The sequence below is a fragment of the Pantoea sp. X-Soil-YNGN-785 genome, from assembly GCF_059730585.1.
Genome location: NZ_AP035942.1, coordinates 2,755,002 through 2,773,760, shown reverse-complemented (window position 1 = coordinate 2,773,760; position 18,759 = coordinate 2,755,002). Strand labels below are relative to the sequence as shown.

The window sequence follows — 18,759 nt, the reverse complement described above, 5'->3', positions numbered from 1 at the left end:
GGCGAGGCCTGAGCCTCGCCTGTTTCCATCAACCCACCGTCATCTGACGGTCATCGACATATTTGCGCTGATCCGGCGCAGGCGGGAAATACTGATAAAGCCACGTTTCGCTCAGCGTTTCATCCTTGCTACGCAGGAACAGACGCATCTCCACCGGCTGGGTGGAATCACTGTTCGGATACCAGTCAAACAGAATGCGGTATCCCTTCAGCGGATCGACATACAGAATTTCAACCTGCTTCACGCTGCCCGATGAGACAGTAATCACCGGCTCAATGCCTTTCGGCGCGGCAGCCTGCAGATCACCACCAATAAAATCGATGGCGAAGCGACGGCACCAGGTTTCAGGGAAGTGCTCGCCAGGCGCCCAGCCTTCCGGGAAGCCACCGATACCGGTACGGGTGGCATCCACACGCGCCAGACCGCTTCGCACTGGCGGCAGACCACTCCAGTAGAGTTTGTAGGAGAAGTTCAGCTCACTACCCGCTTTGACCGGTTCCGCCGGTTGCCAGAAGCAGACGATGTTATCCAGCGTTTCACCCGTGGTTGGGATCTCCATCAGGTTGATCGCGCCTTTGCCCCACTTGCCAACCGGCTCAACCCACAGGCTCGGACGTTTGTCATACCAGCCAATCACATCCTGATAATCTTTGAAGTCGTGATTCAGCTGCAGCAGGCCAAAGCCACGTGGATTCTCATCTTCATAGGCGTTGAACTGCAGACGCTGCGGATTATTCAGCGGGCGGGCAATCCATTCGCCTTTACCGGTCCACATTGCCAGACGATCGGAGTCGTGGATCTGTGGATGGTAAGTGTTGCACATGCGACGTTCGTTGGTGCCACAGCTAAACATGCTGGTCATTGGCGAGATGCCGATCTGACGGATCTCTTTACGGGCAAACAGGTGGTTTTCTACTTCCATCACCACGCGTTTCTCTTCGCAATGAATGATGAACTTATAAGCACCGGTAAGGCTGGCACCATCCAGCAGGGCGTAACAGGTGAAAGTGGTATCTTCCGCTTTTGGCGTTTCAAACCAGAAGGCGGTGAAGTCCGGGAACTCTTCCTGACCGTTGCTGAAAGTGTTAATCGCCACGCCACGCGCCGAGAGACCGTACTGGAAGGTATCGTCAACGGCACGGAAGTAGCTTGCGCCGAGGAAAGAGACGATGTCGCGACGGGCCAGCTCCGGCTTTTTAAAGGCGCGGAAACCGGCGAAGCCGAGGTCAGTTTTGCCCTCCAGCTGCTTTGTATCCACGTGGGCGTTGTTGTAGTTGAATAGCTCGGGGCGGAAATGAATTTCGCGCGCCTCGCGGCTTGCGCCGTCAACAGAGAACATACGGATGCGACGCTTAAAGCCCATACCAACATGGAAGAACTGCACATCCAGTTGACGGTCAGGCAGGTTATTCCACAGCGAGTGGTTAGCGTCATACTGAATTTCGTTGTACGCCTGCGGGGTCAGTGTAGCCAGCGTCTCCGGCAGCGCGCCTGGTGCACCGCCCCAGGGTTTTTTAGCCAGCGCGGCCGCGTTTTTCTTCAGTACGTCAAAATCGAAGCGTACGGCGGTTCCGTCAGCAATGCCATCTTCTGCCCATGCGGATTGCGCAAACAGCGTTGACAGGCCGGTCATGCCGCTGACGGCGGAGAAGGCCATTGACGCTTTCATAAACATTCTTCGATTCATGCCAGAGATCATTCCTTAGCTGTTCGAGGGTGTCGTGACTGTTGTGCCAAATGCACTTTTATGGCCCGATAATCACAGGCAACAGAGGGGTACGACAGTAGTGTTACTGGAAAATTCAGTCCCGACAAAATTTATCAGATTAATCAAAGAAGCGAAGCGAAATTCGGCGGTTGCCGTGGCGTCTTACACTTCTTTGCGCAGCGAAACGGCGCACCGCCTGAGTTGAGCAACTTTAGCAGATGAAAAATCAGGTGATTCCTGGAACAGGAAAACAGCAGAGCGCCAGATTATGACTATAGTTAATGAACTGCTTTGCAATTCACACGGAGGAAACGATGGTAAACCAGACAAATCAATTCGAAACGAACCTCGATGACGATATTGCGTTACTGACCGAAACGCTGGAAGAAGTGCTTAAGGCATCAGGCGATCCGGCCGATCAGAAGTACATTGAGCTCAAAAGCAAAGCCGAACAGGCGCTGAACGATGTGAAATCCCGTGTCAGCCAGGCGTCAGATAGCTATTACTATCGCGCTAAACAGGCGGCTTACCGCGCTGACGATTACGTGCATGAAAAACCGTGGCAGGGCGTCGGTATTGGCGCAACTGCCGGTCTGGTGCTCGGTCTGCTGCTGGCCCGTCGCTAATCGCGACCTGCTCATTCAGATGTAGCAGACAACTGCAGTGAAAAACGGCGGGGAAATCCCGCCGTTTTTGTTGACTTCTTACTGCCCTGAATTCACTCATCTGCGCCATTGAATCCCGCTCAACCCTCTGACATTTAAGCGCAACGTGCTGCCTTAGCCGCAACAATCACAATCGCTGGTCATGCCGATTGTGTTTCCCGGGTGGACTTCATACAGTGAAGCAAACGTGAAAAGGAGAATCCGACGTGATTAGAGTAGAGATGCTGTCAACCGGGGATGAGGTGCTGCATGGCCAAATCGTCGACACCAATGCAGCCTGGCTGGCGGATATGCTGTTCCAGCAGGGTTTGCCCATGACCAGTCGCACCACGGTAGGGGATTCACTCGAGTCGCTGATCGCTACGCTGCAGGCGCGCAGTCATGAAGCCGATGTGCTGATCGTCAACGGCGGTCTGGGGCCAACCAGTGACGATCTGAGTGCGCTGGCTGCAGCCCGCGCCTGTGGGGTTGAACTGGCGATGCAGCAGGAGTGGCTGGAGCAGATGGAAGCCTGGTTTGCCAGTCGCGGGCGGATAATGGCGGCCAGCAATCGCAAGCAGGCTGAAATCCCGGTCAATGCGGAGCTGATTGATAATCCGGTCGGAACCGCCTGTGGCTTTGCCCTGCAACTCAATCGCTGCTGGATGTTCTTCACGCCTGGCGTGCCGTCTGAATTTAAAGTGATGGTGGAGCAACAGATCATTCCGCGTCTGAAAACAAAATTCTCGCCGCCCGAACCGCCGGTTTGTCTGCGGCTGACCACCTTTGGTCGCGGTGAAAGTGATATAGCCGCCGAACTGGAGCCACTCGCCCTGCCGGAAGGGGTGGTGATGGGGTATCGCTCATCGATGCCAATCATCGAGATCAAGCTTACCGGCCCGGCCAGCCAGCGGGTGGCGATGGAGCAGGTGTGGCAGCAGGTGCGTCTGCTTCTGGCGGAGTGCACCATTTTTGAAGGCACCGAAGGTCTGCCGGCACTGCTGGCCCGCGAGCTGGAGCAGCGCGGTGAACAACTGGCGGTCAGCGAGCAATACACCGCCGGTCTGCTTTACTGGCAACTGGCGGCCGCCAGCGTGCCGTTGCGTGGCGCGGACATTCTGCCACCAAAGTTGGAGACGCTGGAGCAGCAGGTGAGCCGCACCCGCGATCTTGCCGCGCAGCAGCAGGCAGCGCTGGCACTCTCTGTTGGCAGCCTGGAGCAGGAAGAGATTTCGGTGGCGTTGCATACGCCAGAGGGCAGTTTTGGTCAGCGCGTGAAGTTCAGCACCGGTCGCTATAACCTTGAAACGCGGCAGAAGGTGGTGGCGATGATGGCGATGAACATGCTGCGTCGCTGGTTGCACGGCAGTGAAGTGAGCACCGGTCACGGCTGGATTCATGTGGTTGAAACTGTCAGACAGTAATGTCAGTGAAAATAAAACGGGCGCCTGAGGCGCCCGTTTTGTATGTGGACAAAGGTAGTCGCAGCTCGCTGTAATACCCAGCCTGCGAAGGGAACACGGTCAGATCGGAAAGACGCAAAACCCGTCATCCCTGACCTGCTCTACCCACGCCATCCATGGCGTGGGACGCTTTCCTCCTCTGACCGTATTCCCTGCGCTTCGTACTAATTCATTGCGGTTAAATTTATCCGGATTTGAATTTGTCAGCAGAATGAAAGACGCCTGCTGCAGTTATAACTCAAGCTCAATCTCGCCTTTAGCTTTGCAGCAGCAGGGCAGGATCTCATCCTGCTGCACAAAGGCCAGCGGCCGCTGTGGGTAATGCACTTCGCCTTTCAGCAGCCGCATCCTACAGGAGCCACAGTAGCCTTCGCGGCACTGAAACTCCACGCAGAGATTGTTGGCTTCCAGCAGTGTTAGCAGGTTGGTATGCTCGTCTGTGCATTCCAGCCGGGTGCCGGAAGTGCGCAGAATAACAACGTCACGGCTCATGATTAAAGCTGGAAGTCGTCGAAGTCGTTAGCGCCTACTTCAGAGTCGATCTGACCGACCAGATAAGAGCTCACTTCCACTTCCTGCGGCGCGACCTGAACGTTGTCAGACACCAGCCATGAGTTGATCCATGGAATCGGGTTAGAGCGCGTCTGGAAGGGCAGATCAAGACCCACCGCCTGCATACGGATATTGGTGATGTACTCAATGTACTGGCAGAGAATGTCTTTGTTCAGGCCGATCATCGAGCCGCCGCTGAACAGATATTCTGCCCACTCTTTCTCCTGCAGCGCCGCCTTCTTAAACAGCTCGAAGCACTCTTCACGGCACTCTGCCGCAATCTCTTTCATTTCCGGATCGTCTTCACCGCTGCGCAGCAGGTTCAGCATGTGCTGGGTGCCGGTCAGGTGCAGCGCTTCATCGCGGGCGATCAGTTTGATGATTTTAGCGTTGCCTTCCATCAGCTCGCGCTCGGCGAAAGCGAAGGAACAGGCGAAGCTGACATAGAAACGGATTGCTTCCAGCGCATTGACGCTCATCAGACAGATATAAAGCTGCTTCTTCAGCGCACGCAGGCTGACGACAACCTGCTTATCGTTGACCTGATGGGTGCCTTCGCCCAGCTGATGCCAGTAGTTGGTCATCTCAATCAGATCGTCGTAATAGCGTGAGATATCCTGAGCACGCGCCAGAATCTGCTCATTGGTGACGATATCGTCAAACACCACCGCGGGATCGTTCACGATGTTACGGATGATATGGGTGTAAGAACGGGAGTGAATCGTCTCAGAGAATGCCCAGGTTTCAATCCAGGTTTCCAGTTCAGGAATCGAGATCAGCGGCAGCAGGGCAACGTTCGGGCTGCGACCCTGAATCGAATCCAGCAGCGTCTGATACTTCAGGTTACTGATGAAGATATGCTTTTCGTGGTCCGGCAGCGCCTGGTAGTCGATACGGTCGCGCGAGACGTCCACCTCTTCCGGACGCCAGAAGAAGGAGAGCTGCTTTTCGATCAGCTTTTCAAAGATGTCATATTTCTGCTGGTCAAAGCGCGCCACGTTGACTGACTGACCGAAAAACATCGGCTCTTTCAGCTGATCATTTTTGTTCTGTGAGAAAGTGGAGTAAGCCATAAAAGTTGTCCAAAAGTAGACGAAGCCAGGCCTCGTGAAATGAATGAGGCGGGAGAATCTCCCGCCTGACCATTAGATCTTACAGGCGCCGCTTTCGCAGCCATCATCCTGGATAGAAGGTGCCAGGTCATCCTGCGCATCTTCCGCACCGTCACGGGTGTTCTGATAGTAGAGCGTTTTCACGCCGAACTTGTACGCCGTCAGCAGATCTTTCAGCAGCTGTTTCATCGGCACTTTACCGTTGGCAAAGCGTGACGGATCGTAGTTGGTGTTGGACGAAATCGCCTGGTCGATGAATTTCTGCATCAGACCCACCAGTTGCAGGTAGCCGTCGTTGTTCGGCATTTCCCACAGCAGCTCGTACTGATCTTTCAGACGCTCATACTCCGGCACTACCTGACGCAGGATGCCATCTTTCGATGCTTTGATGCTGATGTGGCCACGTGGCGGCTCAATGCCATTAGTGGCATTGGAGATCTGCGACGAGGTCTCAGACGGCATCAGCGCAGACAGGGTCGAGTTGCGCAGGCCGTGCGTTTTAATCTCTTCACGCAGACTCTCCCAGTCGAGATGCAGCGGTTCGTTGCTGATTGCGTCCAGGTCTTTCTTGTAGGTGTCGATTGGCAGAATGCCCTGCGCATAGGTGGTTTCATTGAACCACGGGCAGGCACCTTGCTCTTTTGCCAGCTCGTTTGACGCTTTCAACAGGTAGTACTGAATCGCTTCAAAGGTTTTGTGGGTCAGGCCATTAGCACTGCCATCGGAGTAGCGCACACCGTGCTTCGCCAGATAGTAGGCGTAGTTGATGACGCCGATACCCAGGGTACGACGACCCATGGCACCACGCTGGGCAGCCGGAATCGGGTAATCCTGATAGTCGAGCAGGGCATCCAGTGCACGCACCGCCAGGGTAGCCAGCTCTTCCAGATCGTCCAGGCTTTCGATGGCACCGAGGTTAAACGCAGAAAGCGTACAAAGCGCGATCTCACCGTTTTCGTCGTTAACATCTTCCAGCGGTTTGGTCGGCAGGGCGATTTCCAGGCAGAGGTTAGACTGGCGAACCGGCGCGATGCGCGGATCAAACGGGCTGTGGGTGTTGCAGTGATCGACGTTCTGAATGTAGATACGGCCAGTTGAAGCACGTTCCTGCATCATCAGCGAGAAGAGATCGACCGCTTTAACACGCTGCTGGCGGATGCTCTTATCCTGCTCATATTTGGTGTAGAGACGCTCAAACTCATCCTGATCGGCGAAGAACGCGTCATAGAGGCCAGGGACGTCAGACGGACTGAACAGAGTAATGTCTTCGCCTTTCAGCAGGCGCTGATACATCAGCTTGTTAAGCTGAACGCCGTAGTCCATGTGACGCACGCGGTTGCCTTCAACGCCACGGTTGTTTTTCAGCACCAGCAGGCTTTCGATTTCCAGATGCCACATCGGGTAGAACAGTGTCGCTGCGCCGCCACGTACGCCGCCCTGAGAACAGGACTTCACTGCGGTCTGGAAATGCTTATAGAACGGGATACAGCCGGTGTGGAACGCTTCACCACCGCGAATCGGGCTGCCCAGCGCACGGATACGACCGGCGTTGATGCCGATACCGGCACGCTGAGAGACATATTTCACAATCGCACTGGAGGTGGCGTTGATGGAGTCCAGGCTATCGCCGCACTCGATCAGCACACAGGAGCTGAACTGACGTGTCGGGGTACGCACGCCCGACATGATTGGCGTCGGCAGCGAGATTTTAAACGTGGAGATCGCATCATAGAAACGCTTGATGTAATCCATACGCGTGTCGCGCGGGTAGCCAGAGAACAGGCAGGCAGCAACCAGAATGTAGAGGAACTGCGCGCTCTCGTAGATTTCGCCCGAGACGCGGTTCTGGACCAGATATTTGCCTTCCAGCTGCTTTACCGCGGCGTAGGAGAAGTTCATGTCACGCCAGTGGTCGAGGAACTCGTCCATCTGTGCGAACTCTTCCTGGCTGTAATCTTCCAGCAGGTGGCGATCGTATTTGCCCATGTCGACCATCTTAACGACCTGGTCATAAAGCTTCGGCGGCTCAAACTGACCATACGCTTTTTTGCGCAGGTGGAAGATCGCCAGGCGGGCAGCCAGGTACTGATAGTCAGGGGCATCGCGAGAGATGAGGTCTGCTGCGGCCTTGATGATGGTCTCATGAATGTCAGAGGTTCTGATGCCATCATAGAACTGAATGTGGGAGCGCAGCTCCACCTGTGAAACTGAGACGTTGTTCAGCCCTTCAGCTGCCCAGTCCAGCACACGGTGAATTTTGTCGAGGTCAATGCGCTCCTGGCGGCCATCGCGTTTAGTAACGAGCAGACTCTGGTTCATGTCGCGTTTTTACCTTTGCGTGAGTATCCAAAAATTAAAAGAAATCCCGGCTTATGCACAGCATATTCATTGTGAATAATGTGTGGATAAACACTACATCTTGGGGGTGATGGGAAGTACCATAACTACATGGGGGCTTATTTTAGTATTTTACGGCCGCTTAACAAGAGCAAAAAATGATGGATAGAGGGGTTGTATTTTTGGCGAAAATTCTTAGGCCATGCCTTGTAAGGCCTGGCAACATGTCAACCAGATCACACTTTTTTTTCTAACTTTGATCGGACGCGTATTTCTTATTCAATCCTCCCTTTTCGGCCCTGAAGGGGAGGAAAAAAGGCGAAAAGAGACTACCTGCCCAGGGCGTTGCCAGATGGCGCGGACTGAAATCTGAGGCAGAAGAGAGTGGGTGTGACGTAACCCACTGGCAGATAACACTATGCCTCTGTTGCGGATGATTTTGGGGTCAGCAGGCGATGAAAAGCGGAAAGGGAAGAGCAAGCCCGCCCTGATTCAGGCGGGCCGATCACTTATACGGCGCGATGGGTATGCACCATATAATTGACATCCGTACCCGGGGCCAGTTTGAAGCGGTTGGTCACAGGATTGTAGTGCAGGCCGATGATATTACGTTCACGTAGCGTCGTTTCATCGACCCAGCCCAGCAGTTCGGAAGGGCGGATGAATTTCTTCACGTCATGCGTACCGCGTGGCAGCATGCGGAGCACATATTCTGCGCCAAAGATCGCCAGCAGCCAGGCTTTAGGGTTGCGGTTCAGCGTAGAGAAAAAGACTTCGCCGCCGGGTTTGACCAGTTTCGCACAGGCGTGAATCACCGAGCGCGGATCCGGCACATGCTCCAGCATCTCCATGCAGGTCACCACATCATATTTTCCGGTGTGCTGTTCGGCATGCTCTTCAACGGTCTGCTGTACGTAGTCCAGCGTCACGCCGCTCTCAAGGGCATGCAGGCGTGCCACGGCCAGCGGTTCAGCGCCCATATCCAGGCCCGTCACCACTGCGCCTTCACGCGCCATGCTCTCCGCTAAAATGCCGCCGCCGCATCCCACGTCGAGCACGGTTTTACCAAACAAACCGTTGCTGTGCTGCGCGATATAGCCCAGGCGCAGCGGGTTGATGCGGTGCAGCGGTTTAAATTCACCCTCCAGATCCCACCAGCGCGAGGCCACCGCCTCAAACTTGGCAATTTCCTGCGCATCGACGTTCTGCTGATGATTCTGCGGTTGTGCATTCATTGAATCGTAACTCCTGACAAAATGTGCCCACAGTATAAACGCTTAACCGCGGATGGCACACCTTTCAGGCGTAAGGAAAAGCGGGCGATATCGGTGGTTAACGTTCACCCGGGCATTGCAGTGTGATATACTTTCGCACCTTTAAAATCCGGGATTAAGTAGAGGGATAGCGGCTCCATGAGCGACCTTGCGAGAGAAATTACACCGGTCAATATCGAAGAAGAATTAAAAAATTCTTACCTCGGTTACGCCATGTCGGTCATCGTTGGCCGAGCTTTACCCGATGTGCGTGATGGCCTGAAGCCGGTTCATCGTCGCGTACTCTATGCGATGAGCGTACTGGGTAACGACTGGAACAAACCCTATAAAAAATCTGCCCGCGTCGTCGGTGACGTTATCGGTAAATATCACCCGCATGGTGATTCTGCCGTTTACGATACCATTGTACGTATGGCCCAGCCTTTCTCCCTGCGTTACATGCTGGTGGACGGACAAGGCAACTTCGGTTCCATCGACGGCGACTCCGCTGCAGCGATGCGTTATACCGAAATTCGCATGTCGAAAATCGCCCACGACCTGTTAGCTGACCTGGAAAAAGAGACCGTCGATTTCGTACCGAACTATGACGGCACTGAGCAGATCCCTGAAGTTCTGCCAACCAAAATCCCTAACCTGCTGGTGAACGGTTCGTCCGGTATCGCCGTGGGTATGGCAACCAACATTCCACCGCACAACCTGCGTGAAGTGATCAACGGCTGCCTGGCGTACATTGAAGATGAGAACATCAGCATTGAAGCGCTGATGGAGCATATTCCGGGGCCTGATTTCCCGACCGCCGCCATCATCAATGGTCGCCGTGGCATCGAAGAAGCGTACCGCACCGGACGCGGCAAGATTTACATTCGCGCGCGTGGCGAAGTGGAAGCCGATGCGAAAACGGGCCGCGAGACCATCATCATTCATGAGCTGCCGTATCAGGTGAACAAAGCCCGCCTGATTGAGAAGATTGCGGAGCTGGTGAAAGAGAAGCGTGTCGAAGGCATCAGCGCACTGCGCGATGAGTCTGATAAAGACGGCATGCGCATCGTGATTGAGATCAAGCGTGATGCGGTCGGTGAAGTGGTCCTGAATAATCTCTATTCACTGACCCAGCTGCAGACCTCGTTTGGTATCAATATGGTGGCGCTGCATCAGGGCCAGCCGAAGATTATGGCGCTGAAGGAGATTCTGGACGCCTTCGTTCGCCATCGTCGTGAAGTCGTAACGCGTCGTACCATCTTTGAACTGCGCAAGGCCCGTGACCGCGCGCATATCCTGGAAGGTCTGGCGATTGCGCTGGCGAACATCGATCCGATCATCGAGCTGATTCGTCGTGCGCCAAATCCGGCAGAAGCAAAAGCGGGTCTGATTGCCCAGGCGTGGGATCTCGGTAACGTATCAGCGATGCTGGAGCGTGCAGGTGATGACGCCGCGCGTCCTGAGTGGCTGGATCCGCAGTACGGCATCCGTGACGGGCAGTACTATCTGACCGAGCAGCAGGCTCAGGCGATTCTGGATCTGCGTCTGCAGAAACTGACCGGCCTTGAGCACGAGAAGCTGCTGGATGAGTATAAGGCGCTGCTGGAGCAGATCGCTGAGTTGCTGCACATTCTGTCAAGCGCCGAGCGTCTGATGGAAGTGATCCGCGAAGAGCTTGAGCTGATGCGCGATCAGTTTGGTGACGATCGTCGTACCGAGATCACCGCAAACACCGCTGATATTAATATCGAAGACCTGATTAATCAGGAAGATGTTGTCGTGACCTTGTCGCATCAGGGCTATGTGAAGTATCAGCCGCTGAGCGACTATGAAGCGCAGCGTCGTGGTGGTAAAGGCAAGTCAGCCGCGCGTATCAAAGAAGAGGACTTCATTGATCGTCTGCTGGTGGCCAATACTCATGACACGATTCTTTGCTTCTCAAGCCGTGGCCGTCTGTACTGGATGAAGGTTTATCAGCTGCCAGAAGCAAGTCGTGGCGCGCGTGGACGTCCAATCGTCAACCTGCTGCCGCTGGAAGCTAACGAGCGTATTACGGCGATTCTGCCGGTACGTGAGTATACCGAAGGCTTCAATATCTTTATGGCGACCGCGCTGGGTACCGTGAAGAAGACGGCGCTTAAAGAGTTCAGCCGTCCACGCAGCGCCGGTATTATTGCCGTGAATCTGCGCGATGACGATGAGCTGATCGGCGTGGCGCTGACTAATGGCAACGATGAAGCGATGTTGTTCTCCGCAGCCGGTAAAGTGGTTCGCTTTGCAGAGTCCGCAGTTCGTGCCATGGGCCGTACCGCTTCTGGCGTGCGCGGCATCAGGCTGGCTGAAGGCGATCGTGTGGTGTCGCTGATTGTGCCGCGTGAAGAAGGTGCCATTATGACCGTGACGCAGAATGGTTACGGTAAGCGTACGGCCAACAGCGAATACCCGACGAAGTCGCGTGCGACGCAGGGTGTTATCTCAATCAAAGTGACCGAGCGTAATGGTCCGGTGATTGGCGCGGTTCAGGTTGTCGATGGCGATCAGATTATGATGATCACCGATGCCGGTACGCTGGTGCGTACCCGCGTGTCAGAAGTGAGCGTCGTGGGTCGTAATACCCAGGGTGTGATTCTGATTCGTACCGCTGAGGATGAGAACGTAGTCGGACTGCAGCGTGTTGCCGAGCCGGTTGAAGAGGAAGAGCTGGATTCAATCGACGGCAGCGTGGCGGAAGGCGAAGATGATATTGCGCCGGAAGCTGAGATCGACGATGAAGAGATTGCACCGGAAGCAGATGCAGTAGACGAAGACGACGCAGCAGAAGACGAAGAGTAATTTGTCTGATGTAAGCTGAGGTTCGTTGCAGAAACGGCAGGTCAGGGGAAACCCGGCCTGCCGTTTTTTTTTGAGGTCGGGTGTGGGTGGCTGTGAGTCGGGAGCCGACGAAAGACCCGCTATGCCCGATCGCAAAGGATTCCCGCATCCCTGCGGATCGGCCACGCCATCCGTGGCGTGGACGCTTTGCTCTTCGGGCATAGCCAGCCTTTCTCGTTAGAATTACGGTGTCGCTTTGAGTGGAGGCAGGGTAGCAGAGAATGGGCGTCGGAAGCCGGTGGCTGCGGGATGGGAGCCGCCGAAAGGCCCGCTATGCCCGATCGCAAAGGATTCCCGCATCCCTGCGGATCGGCCACGCCATCTGTGGCGTGGACGCTTTGCTCTTCGGGCATAGCCAGCCTTTCTCGCTGGGATTACGGTGTCGCTTTGAGTTCTTACGGGCAAGCCTGTACGCAAGCCTTCCTGTTCACTGATAGCTGGCTGCTTTCGCTATCTTAAAAGATTCCCAAACCTTCCGCTAAGCCTGCGGCTGGCTGGCTTTTTTCGCCTGATAAAGCTAGTGTATGGGCATTAAAAATCGATGATGCGACTAACCTTGCCAACTGCGAGTTACCTTTGAAATATCCTGTCTCTTTCCGCACTACGCTTCGCATCTCGCGCTATCTTTTCCGCGCGCTGGCGCTGCTAATCTGGACGCTGGGCGCTGTTCTGACGGCGTTTTACATCATCAGCGTGCTGCACAATAAAGAGACGCAGGTCCGGCAGGAGTTCGCCAGCAACTACGGCACGATTCAGTGGTATGTGCGCCATTCGGCGGACATGATGCGTGAGCTGAAATATATCACCGAGAACCGCCTGACCAACGCCAGCAGTGGTCTGGATGTGCTGACCGGCATGATGCCGGGCAAAACTACGCAGCCGCAGTTTACGCCACTCTTTTCGGATGGCGACTGTACTTCAATGAGCAATACCTGGCGCAACTCGCTCGATTCCCTCAGCTACTACATCAATTACTGGAAGAGCAACTTCGCCTCGTCATATGAGCTTAATCGGGTGTTCTTTATCGGTGGCGAGAGTCAGTGTCTGGCGGACTTTACCATTGGCAGCAGTAATGCCGATCGGGAACGCAGCCTGAAATCGCTGCGTGAGAATGTACTGCGCTATCGCAATAGCAGCGAAGAAGATCGCCGCAATCCGATGTACTGGATCAATAGCAGTGCGCAGCCCGGCGTCGGCACCTTCTATATGGTAGTGCCGGTTTATGTCGCCAATAAGTTACAGGCGCTGCTGGGTGTTGAGCAGAACATCCGGCTGGATGAGTTTATTCAGCCGGGCAGCCTGCCGATTATTGCGTCTATTACCGACGAAAATTACCGTCCACTGCTTAACTCGCGGCGCGGCGGGCTGGGCTTCTCGCTTGATAATCTGCCGGATGATAAAACCTGGTTTGGTTATCTGAATGGGTATCGTCAGCTGGTGCTGAAGAAACCGCTGCCGCCGTCCGATCTTAACGTGGTGTGGTCGATACCCACCGACGTCATGGTGGATCAGCTTAAGCTGATGATTATCAATGCGCTGCTGCTTAATATTTTCAGCGCCGTGATCCTGTTTACTCTCGCATGGGTGTTTGAGCGACGGATGTTCCTGCCGGCGGAGGAGAATGCCCACCGGCTGGAAGAGCATGAGCAGTTTAACCGTAAGATTGTTGCCTCTGCGCCGGTCGGGATCTGTATCTTACGTACCAGCGACGGCACCAATATTCTGAGTAACGAGCTGGCGCACAACTATCTGACGTTGCTGACGCAGGAAGATCGTCTGAGACTGAATGAGATTATTGGCGGGCAGCAGGTCAACTTTGTCGATGTGCTGACCGGCAGTAATACTAACCTGCAGATCAGCTTTGTGCATTCGCGCTATCGTAATGAGAACGTGGCGATTTGCGTGCTGGTCGATGTTTCGGCGCGCGTACGAATGGAGCAGTCTCTGCAGGAGATGGCCCACGCGGCAGAGCAGGCCAGCCAGTCTAAATCGATGTTCCTGGCTACCGTCAGTCACGAGCTGCGCACGCCGCTGTATGGCATTATCGGTAATCTCGACCTGTTACAGACCAAAGAGCTGCCCAGCGGCATCGACTCGCTGGTGACGGCGATGAACAACTCCTCCAGCCTGCTGCTGAAGATCATCAGCGATATTCTCGATTTCTCGAAAATTGAGTCCGAGCAGCTGAAAATTGAGCCGCGTCCGTTTGCACCGCGCGAAATCGTCACCCACATCGTCGGTAACTATCTGTCGCTGGTGGTGAAGAAGCGGCTGACGCTCTACTGCTTTATCGAACATGATGTGCCGCAGGTGCTGGATGGCGATCCGCTGCGCCTGCAGCAGGTGATCTCGAACCTGCTGAATAACGCGATTAAGTTCACGCACACCGGCTGTATTATCCTCCACGCCTGGGTTGCCGAAGGCTATCTGGCCTTCCGCGTCCGTGATACCGGCGTCGGCATCCCGGCGAAAGAGCTGCCACGTCTGTTTGATCCTTTCTTCCAGGTAGGCAGTGGCGTGCAGCGTAATTTCCAGGGCACCGGGCTGGGACTGGCGATCTGTGAAAAGCTGATCAATATGATGGACGGTGACATTGAAGTTGACTCAGAGCCAGGCATGGGTAGCCAGTTCATCGTCCGTATTCCGATCTACAAAGGGCAGAAGCCGTCACTGATGCTGCTCGAGGATTTGAAAGAGAACAAAGTCTGGCTGGCGATGCGTAACGACTATCTTGCGGAGTTTATTACCCGCCAGATTCAGCAGCAGGGCATTGAGGTCGCGGAATATAATGGTAAGCCGGGTCACGACGATGTGGTGATGACCGATTACGACCTGGAAATCGACTTACCGCTGCGGGCGCTGATCACCTTCGATGGCTCGCATGTGGATATGCCGCGTGAACGTCAGCCGGGACGCTGGATCCACTCAACAGCCACGCTGCACGAGGTGCCGGCGCTGCTGGCGCGCATCTACCGTATTTCGCTGGGCCACGATGCGGCGGATGCGTTGCTGCTAGCCGCGCCGGTCGAAGAGAAAGTGCATAACGATGACATCATGGTGCTGATTGTCGATGACCATCCGATTAACCGCATGCTGCTGTCGGAACAGCTTGGCACGCTGGGCTATCAGGTGAAAACCGCGCAGGATGGCGTTGATGCGCTTAACGTGCTGAGTCGTAATGAAATCGACATCGTGCTGACTGATGTGAACATGCCAAACATGGATGGTTATCGCCTGACGCAGCGGTTGCGTCAGCTGGGCCATCTCTTCCCGGTCGTCGGCGTGACGGCGAATGCGCTGGCGGAAGAGAAACAGCGTTGTATGGATGCGGGCATGGATAACTGCCTGTCAAAACCGGTGACGCTGGATGTGTTGAAAGTGACGCTGGCCATCTATGCTGATCGGGTGCGCAAAACGCGGATAGGATAGGGCAGGATAAAGCAGGATAGGGCAGAGGTAAGGCGGTGCAGGCTGCACCGCCTCAGAAGTAACTTAGTCTCTTTCGACCTGAGTCTGGCTGACAGACGACAGGTAGTTCAGCAGCGCGATATCATTATCCACGCCCAGTTTCATCATCGCTGATTTCTTCTGGCTACTGATCGTTTTGATACTGCGGTTCAGTTTCTTGGCGATTTCCGTTACCAGGAAACCTTCAGCGAACAGACGCAGTACTTCGCTCTCTTTTGGTGACAGACGCTTGTCGCCATAACCACCTGCGCTGATCTTCTCCAGCAGTTTCGCAACGCTTTCCGGCGTATATTTCTTGCCTTTCTGCAGTGCAGCCAGTGCTTTCGGCAGATCGGTAGGCGCGCCCTGTTTCAGGACAATCCCTTCGATATCGAGATCAAGCACAGAACTCAGAATCGCCGGGTTATTGTTCATGGTCAGAACAATAATCGACAGATCCGGATAGTGGCGTTTAATGTATTTAATCAGCGTGATGCCATCGCCATACTTCTCACCTGGCATAGAGAGGTCGGTGATCAGGACGTTAGCGTCGAGCTTGGACAGATTATTGATCAGTGCTGTTGAGTCTTCGAACTCACCTACAACGTTGACCCATTCAATTTGTTCCAGAGACTTTCGGATACCGAAAAGGACAATTGGATGGTCATCGGCAATAATTACGTTTAAGTTATTCATCTTATTGGTTACCTTGCTGCAGCAGTTGATTGACGTAAGCGTCAATATCACTGGTGGTATTTGTAATGTTTGAATCGTCACACGCTTTAATGTGGTGTTCTAACTCTTCACAAAGCTGTTTGCCGGGAGTCAGATTGAGCATGGCAAACACGCCCTTTAGGCGATGCGCTGTCTGAGCAAGCGAGGCGTAGTCCTTTTCCGCCGACTCAGTATACAGTCTCTTCACATCAACCGGTACTGTCTCCGTAAACAGCTGGAAATAGCCGCCGCTCATCAATGGCGTGGCCGTGTCGTCTTCCATGTCATTATCCATCACATCATGCGACAGTTGCTTCTCAATCAGGGCCAGTAAGGCATCCAGCATCGCATTACTGAGATTGAAATTGACCCGATACTGCTGGTCGTTCAGTGCATGATGACCCAGTTCATCTTCCGCCAGCAGCAGTGCCCAGCCGCTAAGCTTTGAGGGATCGTCGGTCACCAGCACATCGTGATCCTGACCGGAAATGCGCTCATCGGGTGTCAGACACCGTGCGCCCCAGTTCTCCAGATGACGGCAGACGATTTTATGCACGTCCTCCACGGTGATCTCCACCAGCGCGGTCACACCATCCAGAATCTTTTCCTCTTCTTCTTCGTGCTTCTGCTCCAGCACCAGCGGCAGCTGCATGTTATAGCGCGTGCCGATATCCGCTTTTGCCACGATATCGAGGCTGCCACCCATCTGCTTGCAGAGCTGCTTACACAGGAAGAACGCCATGCCGGAAGCCTGTCCGTAGCGATCCTGACTGGTATCGCCCAGGAACGGGAAGTCGACATTCGCCAGCTCATCCACCGTCAGGCCCGCACCGGTGTCCACCAGTTCGATGATCACTCTATCGGCCTGTTTGTCCGCAGCCTTAACTTCCAGGGTGATTTTTCCCCAGCGGGTGGTGGTCAGAGCATAGTGCATCAGCGTGGTCAGCACTTTGCGCAGGGCGCGACGGTCGCCAAAGCGCGTCTCGTCATTCGCCAGATGATTATTCACCACCAGCGACAGCCCTTTGCGACGCATCAGCGGCAGGCTTTCCAGTGCGATTTCGTCCAGCAGCTCCTGCAGGTTAAAGACGGTGGCATCCGGTGACCAGTCATGCGCCTCAAGCCGGTTCAGCAGCACGATATCATCCACCAGTCGCGCCAGCCCCTGGCTCTCATCGAGCAGGTCCAGCACAGTCTCATCGGCGTCACGCTGGCTGAGCTGCACCAGCTGCGTCACCATCTTCTCCAGTGGCTGATTCAGCGCATGTCCCAGATTGTGCAGCAGCTGCTGACGCATCTGATGGTTGCGGTCCAGCACCTGCTGTGCTTTCTGTAGTTTCTTGTTCACCAGCAGCTCACGATCCTGGTCACGCATCATAAACAGCTGGGTATGTGGCGACAGCACGCTGCGGGCGTGGCGAATTTCATACACTTCGTTATTGATAGTGGCCTGCAGCACGCCCTGATGCTGGTCGGACATATTAATAATCTTCTGCAGATTGAGGTGAGGCAAAAGATGTTCAGCAATCTTATTGCTCAGCAGGGTGCGGTTGCTGGCAAAGTCATACACCAGCAGGCCGACCGGCAGGCTGGCGACAATCTCCTCATTCAGTACCCGTAGCGAGTCGAGTTCAGCGCTCTGATTCTCGCTGGGACGCAGCGATTGCTGGCGCAGCAGCACGATACCCGCCAGCGACAGCAGGAATAGCAGCAGGTTGATCAGCAGCGGCCAGAGCAGGTTGTGCAGGCTGTCGATAATCAGGCGGGTAATCGGCACCTGATAGACCAGCTGCAGCGACGTGCTGGGCAGGGTGGCCGTAATCTCAATATTGGGATTCACCAGCGTGATGCGGGTGTTTTCCACCTCCTGCTGATCGGCTGTCGTGGCAGGCATTGAGCTGTCCTGACGCAGCTGGAAGTTTTCCAGCGGCATGTTCTGCGGAACAATATCGTTAACCGGCAGATCAAAGGCGACCACCGTGGCCAGATGGCCCGGCTGATTAAAAGTGGTGCGCAGCGTGAAATAGTGGTCGTTCTGGAAGGCGAGGTGGCGCAGCGGCGAGAAGCTCTCGCGTTCATCCAGCGCATTAGCCTGTTGCAGCATCTCCGCGCGGCGGCTATCCACCATTGCGCTGATAGCGCTCTCTTTATAGCGCGTCGCCATATCTTTCAGCGGCAGGGTCGAGATCATAATCAGGCTGTTGTCCTGACCATTTAAAAAATACATCGACCAGGTGGGATTTTCTGCGCCCCACAGCGTGTCGAGATAGTTCGACATCCGCATGGTCATATCCAGCGTGCTGCTGTCGTGTGAACCGAAAATCAGCGCTTCGGTTTTACGGCGGGTTTTTTCCAGGTAATAGACGTCAGGACGCAGCCGCGTCTCCTGCAGATTGCTGCCGGGTGTGGCGCCTGCTGCACTGGTGGAGAGATTTTCATAGATCTGCCAGGTGGCAAAGCGGTAGGCGTCGATGCGCTTCTGCACGTCACGCGCCAGATCGTCCATGGCATAGCGTTTGCCGGTCAGCCAGGCATTGACCGAGTTATGCACCATAAAGCCCAGCGCCAGCAGCAGCACCAGATTGAAAACCACAAAAAAGCGGGTGACATTGCCGGAGGTCAGTGGAAACTTATACAACATAGCGTGTCAGGTACCTG

The 18,759-nt window shown here is 54.8% G+C and carries 11 protein-coding genes; 4 read left to right on the top strand and 7 right to left on the bottom strand.

From position 1 onward, the window contains the following. Window positions 1–28: 28 nt before the first annotated feature. The gene (locus AC6I8E_RS12770; protein WP_013358567.1) at window positions 29–1,687 is read right to left on the bottom strand and encodes a glucan biosynthesis protein D; all 1,659 of its coding nucleotides are present in this window, start codon (window positions 1,685–1,687) and stop codon (window positions 29–31) included. Window positions 1,688–2,022: 335 nt separating this feature from the next. On the opposite strand from AC6I8E_RS12770, the gene elaB reads away from it, so the two are divergent. Together elaB and AC6I8E_RS12760 are read left to right on the top strand one after the other, a co-directional pair. Continuing rightward, window positions 2,023–2,334 carry a stress response protein ElaB gene (elaB, locus tag AC6I8E_RS12765; protein WP_013358566.1) on the top strand — a complete coding sequence of 104 codons (312 nt, stop codon included), beginning with the start codon at window positions 2,023–2,025 and terminating at the stop codon, window positions 2,332–2,334. Window positions 2,335–2,579: 245 nt separating this feature from the next. Continuing rightward, complete coding sequence (locus AC6I8E_RS12760; protein ID WP_497824065.1) at window positions 2,580–3,776, top strand: nicotinamide mononucleotide deamidase-related protein YfaY; 1,197 nt, start codon at window positions 2,580–2,582, stop codon at window positions 3,774–3,776. A 270-nt stretch (window positions 3,777–4,046) separates the two neighbouring features. On the opposite strand, the gene yfaE is transcribed toward AC6I8E_RS12760, so the two are convergent. The 4 genes from yfaE to ubiG all read right to left on the bottom strand — a co-directional run bounded on the left by yfaE (window position 4,047) and on the right by ubiG (window position 9,051). After that, entirely contained in the window at window positions 4,047–4,307 is a 261-nt protein-coding gene (yfaE, locus tag AC6I8E_RS12755; RefSeq protein WP_013358564.1) for a class I ribonucleotide reductase maintenance protein YfaE, read from the bottom strand. A 2-nt stretch (window positions 4,308–4,309) separates the two neighbouring features. Then, a complete protein-coding gene (nrdB, locus tag AC6I8E_RS12750) occupies window positions 4,310–5,440 on the bottom strand; it encodes a class Ia ribonucleoside-diphosphate reductase subunit beta (RefSeq protein ID WP_013358563.1) in 1,131 nt (376 codons plus the stop codon). Between the two features lie 72 nt (window positions 5,441–5,512). Continuing rightward, the gene (gene nrdA / locus AC6I8E_RS12745; RefSeq protein WP_013358562.1) at window positions 5,513–7,798 is read right to left on the bottom strand and encodes a class 1a ribonucleoside-diphosphate reductase subunit alpha; all 2,286 of its coding nucleotides are present in this window, start codon (window positions 7,796–7,798) and stop codon (window positions 5,513–5,515) included. 527 nt (window positions 7,799–8,325) lie between these two features. Next, window positions 8,326–9,051, bottom strand: a complete 726-nt coding sequence (gene ubiG, locus AC6I8E_RS12740; protein ID WP_201252805.1) for a bifunctional 2-polyprenyl-6-hydroxyphenol methylase/3-demethylubiquinol 3-O-methyltransferase UbiG — start codon at window positions 9,049–9,051, stop codon at window positions 8,326–8,328. A gap of 177 nt (window positions 9,052–9,228) precedes the next feature. Here ubiG and gyrA point away from each other — a divergent pair, with 177 nt between their 5' ends. After that, window positions 9,229–11,901, top strand: coding sequence for a DNA topoisomerase (ATP-hydrolyzing) subunit A (gene gyrA, locus AC6I8E_RS12735; RefSeq protein WP_147789452.1), 2,673 nt, complete (start codon window positions 9,229–9,231; stop codon window positions 11,899–11,901). A 615-nt stretch (window positions 11,902–12,516) separates the two neighbouring features. After that, window positions 12,517–15,369, top strand: a complete 2,853-nt coding sequence (rcsC, locus tag AC6I8E_RS12730; RefSeq protein ID WP_013358559.1) for a two-component system sensor histidine kinase RcsC — start codon at window positions 12,517–12,519, stop codon at window positions 15,367–15,369. Window positions 15,370–15,432: 63 nt separating this feature from the next. Here the strand turns inward: rcsC and rcsB are convergent, their stop codons facing one another. After that, window positions 15,433–16,083 carry a response regulator transcription factor RcsB gene (rcsB, locus tag AC6I8E_RS12725; RefSeq protein WP_009089068.1) on the bottom strand — a complete coding sequence of 217 codons (651 nt, stop codon included), beginning with the start codon at window positions 16,081–16,083 and terminating at the stop codon, window positions 15,433–15,435. A 1-nt stretch (window position 16,084) separates the two neighbouring features. Continuing rightward, a complete protein-coding gene (gene rcsD, locus AC6I8E_RS12720; RefSeq protein ID WP_013358558.1) occupies window positions 16,085–18,742 on the bottom strand; it encodes a phosphotransferase RcsD in 2,658 nt (885 codons plus the stop codon). Between the last annotated feature and the right edge of the window lie 17 nt (window positions 18,743–18,759).

Excerpts from the sequence above, each read along its gene's own strand:
- elaB (WP_013358566.1), top strand. The coding sequence starts at position 2,023 with ATGGTAAACCAGACAAATCAATTCGAAACGAACCTCGATGACGATATT.
- rcsD (WP_013358558.1), bottom strand. The coding sequence starts at position 18,742 with ATGTTGTATAAGTTTCCACTGACCTCCGGCAATGTCACCCGCTTTTTT.
- nrdB (WP_013358563.1), bottom strand. The coding sequence starts at position 5,440 with ATGGCTTACTCCACTTTCTCACAGAACAAAAATGATCAGCTGAAAGAG.
- AC6I8E_RS12770 (WP_013358567.1), bottom strand. The coding sequence starts at position 1,687 with ATGAATCGAAGAATGTTTATGAAAGCGTCAATGGCCTTCTCCGCCGTC.
- nrdA (WP_013358562.1), bottom strand. The coding sequence starts at position 7,798 with ATGAACCAGAGTCTGCTCGTTACTAAACGCGATGGCCGCCAGGAGCGC.
- ubiG (WP_201252805.1), bottom strand. The coding sequence starts at position 9,051 with ATGAATGCACAACCGCAGAATCATCAGCAGAACGTCGATGCGCAGGAA.
- rcsB (WP_009089068.1), bottom strand. The coding sequence starts at position 16,083 with ATGAATAACTTAAACGTAATTATTGCCGATGACCATCCAATTGTCCTT.
- gyrA (WP_147789452.1), top strand. The coding sequence starts at position 9,229 with ATGAGCGACCTTGCGAGAGAAATTACACCGGTCAATATCGAAGAAGAA.
- yfaE (WP_013358564.1), bottom strand. The coding sequence starts at position 4,307 with ATGAGCCGTGACGTTGTTATTCTGCGCACTTCCGGCACCCGGCTGGAA.